The organism is Neisseria sp. HMSC065D04, from assembly GCF_001815675.1.
Classification (GTDB): domain Bacteria; phylum Pseudomonadota; class Gammaproteobacteria; order Burkholderiales; family Neisseriaceae; genus Neisseria.
This window is the reverse complement of the sequence record NZ_KV821520.1, coordinates 1-6,694: the sequence shown is the minus strand read 5'-3', so window position 1 is coordinate 6,694 and position 6,694 is coordinate 1. Positions and strand designations below refer to the sequence as shown.

Below are 6,694 nucleotides of genomic sequence, written 5' to 3'. Positions count from 1 at the left end.
GGCGAGGTAACGCCGTACTGGTTTAAAGTTAATCTACTATACAAGCACTGGTTTTATCTATAAGCCTTTAATCATCATATTTTACCTTGCAACTATTTCTTAAAAATATAGAAAATCAGCTACACTTCCTTAGCCATAAAAATATTTTCCAGTGTTTTCCTAAATGCCATCATATTAATGCTTTCGTCTATATCAATTTCGATGTGTTTTTTAATTTTCAGAGATTCCTGAATATCCTCCCCAAAATCAAAAGATAAAACGTGATCAATTAAATTATAAGCAACATCATTACTCTCAATTGAAAAAGTTTGCTCATTAAACTCAAAATAGATTTTATCGTCTTCGTTTTGATTGAAGGTTAAAGTGAAGTAATGAAAATCTCCCAAATCAAAATAGATATAAGATAAACCTTCATCATCAGACTCTTCAAACAAGATCTCTATTGGCTTCCACATAACTGATGTCCATATAAATTTTATATAAATCCCTATTTTCCAGCTTATTATTTTTTTATTTTATTCTTTATCCCTTATTCCAACCTTAACTCATCGGCATCATAGCATCCCTTTCTATGTAAATCTTAAATAAAAAATTCAATTTTTTTTTTTTGAAAATCAGAACGCTCAATTAAATTCCAGCCTAAATAACTATTATGCCATCAATTAGAAACCTGACAATTGAAACAAATTTCGTTTTTTCAGACGACCTTCCAAACCAAGCCTTTACAGCAAGTTACCCTGCCCTAAAATCTCAAAAACTGTTAGAATACGGGGCTGTTTGAGCATATATTGCTTCCTGTGCAAACCGATGTTGACGTGAAACAAACTTACAGTCGGTTTCATAGCAGTTTTGGCGCTACCATCGGTATAATCGCCGTTGATGTGCTTTCAGCGATACTCACAGGTCGTCTGAAATGTAACAAAGCTACTTTTCTTTTTTCATCCTCATTTGGAGAATATTCATGAGCGCAATCGTTGATATTTTTGCCCGCGAGATTTTGGATTCACGCGGCAACCCCACCGTAGAATGCGATGTATTGCTGGAGTCCGGCGTAATGGGCCGTGCCGCCGTACCGAGCGGTGCGTCTACCGGTCAAAAAGAGGCTTTGGAACTTCGCGACGGCGACAAATCCCGCTACTCGGGCAAAGGCGTATTGAAAGCAGTTGAACACGTCAACAACCAAATTGCCCAAGCACTGATCGGTATCGATGCCAACGAACAGTCCTACATCGACAAAATCATGATCGAGCTGGACGGCACTGAAAACAAAGGCAATTTGGGTGCGAATGCTACTTTGGCAGTTTCTATGGCTGTTGCCCGCGCGGCTGCCGAAGATTCAGGTCTGCCGCTGTACCGTTACTTGGGCGGCGCCGGTCCTATGGCTTTGCCTGTTCCGATGATGAACGTTATCAACGGCGGCGAACATGCCAATAACAGCCTGAACATTCAAGAATTTATGATTATGCCTGTCGGCGCAAAATCCTTCCGCGAAGCCCTGCGCTGCGGTGCCGAAATTTTCCACGCGCTGAAAAAACTGTGTGACGGCAAAGGTTTCCCGACTACTGTTGGCGATGAAGGCGGTTTCGCACCTAATCTGAACAGCCACAAAGAAGCCCTGCAACTGATGGTTGAAGCAACCGAAGCTGCTGGTTACAAAGCAGGCGATGATGTCTTGTTTGCTTTGGACTGCGCATCCAGCGAGTTCTACAAAGACGGCAAATATCACTTGGAAGCCGAAGGCCGTTCTTACACCAGCGCTGAATTTGCCGAATACCTCGAGGGCTTGGTTAACGAATTCCCGATTATCTCCATCGAAGACGGTATGGATGAAAACGACTGGGAAGGCTGGAAACTCCTCACCGAAAAACTCGGCAGCAAAGTACAACTGGTCGGCGACGACTTGTTCGTAACCAATCCGAAAATCCTTGCCGAAGGCATCGAAAAAGGCGTGGCAAACGCATTGCTGGTCAAAGTCAACCAAATCGGTACTTTGAGCGAAACCTTGCAAGCAGTTGACTTGGCAAAACGCAGCCGTTACGCCAGTGTAATGAGCCACCGTTCCGGCGAAACTGAAGACAGCACCATTGCCGACTTGGCAGTCGCTACCAACTGTATGCAGATTAAAACCGGCTCATTGAGCCGCTCCGACCGCATGGCGAAATACAACCAACTGCTGCGCATCGAGGAAGAATTGGCAGAAGCTGCCTACTACCCCGGCAAAGCCGCATTCTATCAACTGGGCAAATAAGAAAAGGTATTGATGTATGAAGTGGGTAACTGTTGTTTTATCCATCGCGCTTGCTTACTGCCAATACAGCCTTTGGTTTGGAAAAGGCAGTATCGGGCATACGGAAGAATTGCAGGAACAACTTTCCGTGCAGGAGGAAAAAAACCAGACGCTCACTTTGCGCAATCAGTTCCTTGCTGCGGAAGTCGATGATTTAGCGAACGGTCAAGAAGCGATTTCTGAAATTGCCCGTGTGGAATTGGGTTACGTCCAAGACGGCGAAACCTATTACCGTTTTATCGAACGCAGCCGTTAATTGCCCTGATGGGAATAAAAGGTCGTCTGAAAAAGCGTTATTCCTAAATTTTAGATATCTATAGACACCTGTTCAGACGTTTCGTACAAGCCGGTTTCTGTATACCACAGAAACCGGCTTCTATAATTTCAAAACAATATCACTCCCATCATTTCCCAAACATATGCAATCATCTATCTGTTATCAATTCATACCCGATTCCGATTCAGATATCCCATTCTCAACACGACAAAGAAATCCATCCTAGACACAAATCTTTCTATTGAGAAAAATATTGTACTTCAAATCTAAATCCGCCCCCTATTCTTTTTCTAATATGCGGTTTCCAAACGCTTTTTGCGGTACAATACCGCCCTTAAATTTTTCCTTATTTCAAAGCACAAACCGCTATGTCCAAAAAAACCAAGCAAGAATTAGAGAACAACAAACTCAACAAACGCCTGCGCCACGCCGTCGGCGACGCGATTAACGATTTCAACATGATCGAGCCGGGCGACAAAATCATGGTTTGCCTCTCCGGCGGCAAAGACAGCTACGCCCTGTTAGACATCCTGCGCCAGCTACAAGCCAGCGCGCCGATTGATTTCGAACTGGTTGCTGTCAATCTCGACCAAAAACAGCCGGGCTTCCCCGAAGAAGTGCTGCCGACCTATCTCGAAAGTATAGGTGTGCCGTACAAAATCGTCGAAGAAGACACCTACTCCACCGTCAAACGCGTGTTGGACGAAGGCAAAACGACTTGTTCGCTGTGCAGCCGCCTGCGCCGCGGCATCCTCTACCGCACAGCAAAAGAATTAGGCTGCACCAAAATCGCCTTGGGACACCACCGCGACGACATCCTCGCCACCATGTTTCTAAATATGTTTTACGGCGGCAAACTCAAAGCCATGCCGCCCAAGCTGGTGAGCGACAACGGCGAACACATCGTCATCCGCCCGCTGGCGTATGTGAAAGAAAAAGATTTGATTAAATACGCCGAACTGAAGCAATTTCCGATTATCCCGTGCAACCTCTGCGGCTCGCAGCCTAACCTGCAACGCCAAGTCATCGGCGATATGCTGCGCGATTGGGACAAACGCTTCCCCGGCCGCATTGAATCGATGTTCTCCGCCCTGCAAAACGTCGTTCCTTCCCATCTTGCAGACCCCGAGCTTTTCGACTTCGTCGGTTTGGAACGCGGTCAAACCTTAAAACACGGCGGTGATTTGGCGTTTGACAGCGAAAAAATGCCCGAACGCTACTCCGACGGCAGCGAAGAAGACGAGAATGAAATCAAAATCACCCCGTCCAAACCCGAACGCAAAGTCATCAATATTCTGGCGAACAAGCCGAAAACTTGCGGTTTATAACGGGATTTAGATTTTCAGACGACCTTTGGGATACCCTTTCAAGGTCGTCTGAATTTTTCTATAGTTGGATTAACTTTAAACCAGGACGGCGTTACCTCGCCTTAGCTCAAAGAGAACGATTCTCTAAGGTGCTGAAGCACCAAGTGAATCGGTTCCGTGCTATCTGTACTGTATCTGCGGCTTCCGCCTTGTCCTGATTTTAATTTAATCCACTATATTCTTCCTATTCTTGACAATTCATACAGAAACAAACCCAGCCTATTCTTGCAACAGCTTTTGCAGAGAAACTATATAAAGCACGAACCGTCATAGATCACAACAAAAGGTCGTCTGAACATTCAGTTTTCAGACGACCTTTTCGTTTTTCCACCCCCCTCACTATTAAATAGTATCTCTTACTCTAAATTAATATACAAAACAATAATATAAATTATTATCTCTTTCCCATCATTTTATTCCCCGATACAATCGGCATCATACGACACAATAAAAAATCTATTAATGTCAAATAGATAGCATTATTTTTTCCCAGCAACTTGTTCTCAAGGAGAGCCATTATGGCCAATACATTGCACTCTTTATCCCGCAGCGCAGCAAACAATAAATCAGACGTCCTTAAAGGAACGCCCCGCGATGACGTTTTACATGGCGGTCTCGGACATACCACATTCTACGGCGGCTTGGGCGACGATATTTATTACAGTAAGAACGCGGGCGACACCATTGTTGAATATGCAAATGAAGGCAATGATACGGTTTACGCCGATACAACCTTTACCTTACCGACACACGTCGAAAACCTGACACTGACAGGCAACGGCAACACCTTCGGATTTGGCAACAACTCCAACAATATTCTAATAGGCAACAGCGGCAACAACCGCTTGAGCGGCGGTCGCGGCAATGACAAGCTAGAAGGTATGGCTGGTAACGACCTGTTGCTAGGCGGTGACGGCGACGACTCGCTCTATGGTGGAGATGGCAAGGACTCACTCTATGCTGGAGATGGCGATGACCGGCTCTATGCTGGAGATGGCGACGACTGGCTCGAGGGCGGACATGGTCGCGACGGCCTTGTGGGCGGAGATGGCAACGACACTTTAAACGGTGGTAGTGGAGTAGACTTCATGCGTGGTGACCAGGGGGATGATATCTACTATGTTGATAATTGGTACGATGAAGTTGAAGAATATCTTGATGAAGGTACCGATACCGTTTACAGCAGCGTTTCCTACTTTATCAATAGCCACGTCGAAAACTTGACGCTGATAGGAAACGATAACATCAAGGGTGAGGGCAACGAAGAAAGCAACATCCTGACAGGCAACAGTGGCAACAACCACTTGATCGATTATCTGGGCGGAGATGACACGCTCTACGGCATGGACGGTAACGACCTTCTGCAGAGTGGCGGGGGGGACGACCGTCTTTACGGGGGTAACGGAGATGACATCCTAGAAGGTGGTGAAAACAACGACGTACTTGATGGTGGACACGGAAATGATACTTTAGACGGTGGCTACGGCGTAGACAAGATGACCGGCGGGGATGGAAATGATGTCTATCATGTGGATAATGTAAATGACACAGTTACCGAGCGATCGGGAGAAGGTACCGATACCATTTACAGTAGCGTTTCCTACACCGCCGCAGCAAATGTTGAAAACCTGACTTTGACAGGTAGCAACAACATCTTCGGTATTGGCAACCATAATGACAATATCTTGACAGGCAACAAAGGGGATAATCGTCTGAGCGGTGAAGACGGCAATGATACCCTGTACGGCATGGGTGGCAACGACACCCTGTTAGGCGGAAATGGAAATGACCATCTCAACGGTGGAGACGGTGATGACTATATTGCAGGCGGCTCGGGTAGCGACACCATCATCACAGGTGAAGGCAACGACACCGTTGCCTTTACTGCATCAGATATTCGTGAAGGCAGTATAGATCGCGTGGTCGAATTTGACCCTAATACGGACAAACTCGACCTATCTGGTATGCGTTCACTGCTGACTGGCAGCAACGCCAATTTGAGCTGGTCAAAGATGTTCGTTGAAAAAGACCCTGAGGTCATTCTCCAAAAAGACCGTCCTTATCTCATCTTCGATACAGAGCAGCATACTCTTGCTTATAGTGAGGCAGGTTCAAGCAGCAGCACCATATTTGCCAAATTCGATTTTGTCTGGTTGGGCCCATCCAATATCATCGGCTAAAACTTGCTAAAAAGAACTGACCATTTGGAACAAATCTGCTTTTACTGGGAAACTACGCATAAAGCACGATTCATTACAGATAACAACAAAAGGTCGTCTGAAAACCGATTTTCAGACGACCTTTTCGTTTTTCCCCACTCAACATTAAAATACTATTAAATATTATTTCATATTTTAAATTAATATATAAAACAATAATGTAAATTATTATATCTTTTCCATCATATTATTCCCCGATACAATCCGCATCATACATACAAGCAAAAAATCTATTAATGTCAAATAGATATTAAATCTATTTTTCCCAGCAACTTGTTCACAAGGAGAGCCATTATGGCCAATACATTGCACCCTTTATACTATAACGTAGCAAACAATGAATCCGTCGTCATTAAAGGCACGACCCGCGATGATGTTTTATATGGCAGTCTCGGACATACCGTATTCTACGGCGGCTTAGGCAATGATGTTTACCACAGTAAAAACGCAGGTGACACCATCGTTGAATATGAATATGAAGGCAACGATACCGTTTACGCCGATACAAACTGAGACCTTTGCAATAACATGGGTTACTAAAATT

6 protein-coding genes are annotated in these 6,694 nt (G+C 44.9%); 5 read left to right on the top strand and 1 reads right to left on the bottom strand.

Translation table 11 applies throughout. From position 1 onward, the window contains the following. Positions 1 to 119: 119 nt before the first annotated feature. Positions 120 to 455, bottom strand: a complete 336-nt coding sequence (locus tag HMPREF3050_RS07705; protein WP_070774344.1) for an RNA polymerase subunit sigma — start codon at positions 453 to 455, stop codon at positions 120 to 122. Positions 456 to 961: 506 nt separating this feature from the next. Here HMPREF3050_RS07705 and eno point away from each other — a divergent pair. From eno to HMPREF3050_RS07680, 5 genes are all read left to right on the top strand, one after another. Further along, a complete protein-coding gene (eno, locus tag HMPREF3050_RS07700; RefSeq protein WP_003756747.1) occupies positions 962 to 2,248 on the top strand; it encodes a phosphopyruvate hydratase in 1,287 nt (428 codons plus the stop codon). A 16-nt stretch (positions 2,249 to 2,264) separates the two neighbouring features. Next, the gene (ftsB, locus tag HMPREF3050_RS07695) at positions 2,265 to 2,543 is read left to right on the top strand and encodes a cell division protein FtsB (RefSeq protein ID WP_003743241.1); all 279 of its coding nucleotides are present in this window, start codon (positions 2,265 to 2,267) and stop codon (positions 2,541 to 2,543) included. A gap of 389 nt (positions 2,544 to 2,932) precedes the next feature. Next, positions 2,933 to 3,892, top strand: coding sequence for a tRNA 2-thiocytidine(32) synthetase TtcA (gene ttcA, locus HMPREF3050_RS07690; RefSeq protein WP_070774343.1), 960 nt, complete (start codon positions 2,933 to 2,935; stop codon positions 3,890 to 3,892). 557 nt (positions 3,893 to 4,449) lie between these two features. Beyond that, positions 4,450 to 6,111: a calcium-binding protein gene (locus HMPREF3050_RS07685; RefSeq protein ID WP_070774342.1), complete on the top strand. Its 1,662-nt coding sequence runs from the start codon at positions 4,450 to 4,452 to the stop codon at positions 6,109 to 6,111. Between the two features lie 333 nt (positions 6,112 to 6,444). Further along, positions 6,445 to 6,663: a calcium-binding protein gene (locus HMPREF3050_RS07680; RefSeq protein ID WP_070774341.1), complete on the top strand. Its 219-nt coding sequence runs from the start codon at positions 6,445 to 6,447 to the stop codon at positions 6,661 to 6,663. The last annotated feature ends 31 nt before the right edge of the window (positions 6,664 to 6,694 follow it).

Bases quoted from the DNA above. Each gene is read 5' to 3' on its own strand.
- HMPREF3050_RS07705 (WP_070774344.1), bottom strand. From the start codon at position 455: ATGTGGAAGCCAATAGAGATCTTGTTTGAAGAGTCTGATGATGAAGGT.
- eno (WP_003756747.1), top strand. From the start codon at position 962: ATGAGCGCAATCGTTGATATTTTTGCCCGCGAGATTTTGGATTCACGC.
- ftsB (WP_003743241.1), top strand. From the start codon at position 2,265: ATGAAGTGGGTAACTGTTGTTTTATCCATCGCGCTTGCTTACTGCCAA.
- ttcA (WP_070774343.1), top strand. From the start codon at position 2,933: ATGTCCAAAAAAACCAAGCAAGAATTAGAGAACAACAAACTCAACAAA.
- HMPREF3050_RS07685 (WP_070774342.1), top strand. From the start codon at position 4,450: ATGGCCAATACATTGCACTCTTTATCCCGCAGCGCAGCAAACAATAAA.
- HMPREF3050_RS07680 (WP_070774341.1), top strand. From the start codon at position 6,445: ATGGCCAATACATTGCACCCTTTATACTATAACGTAGCAAACAATGAA.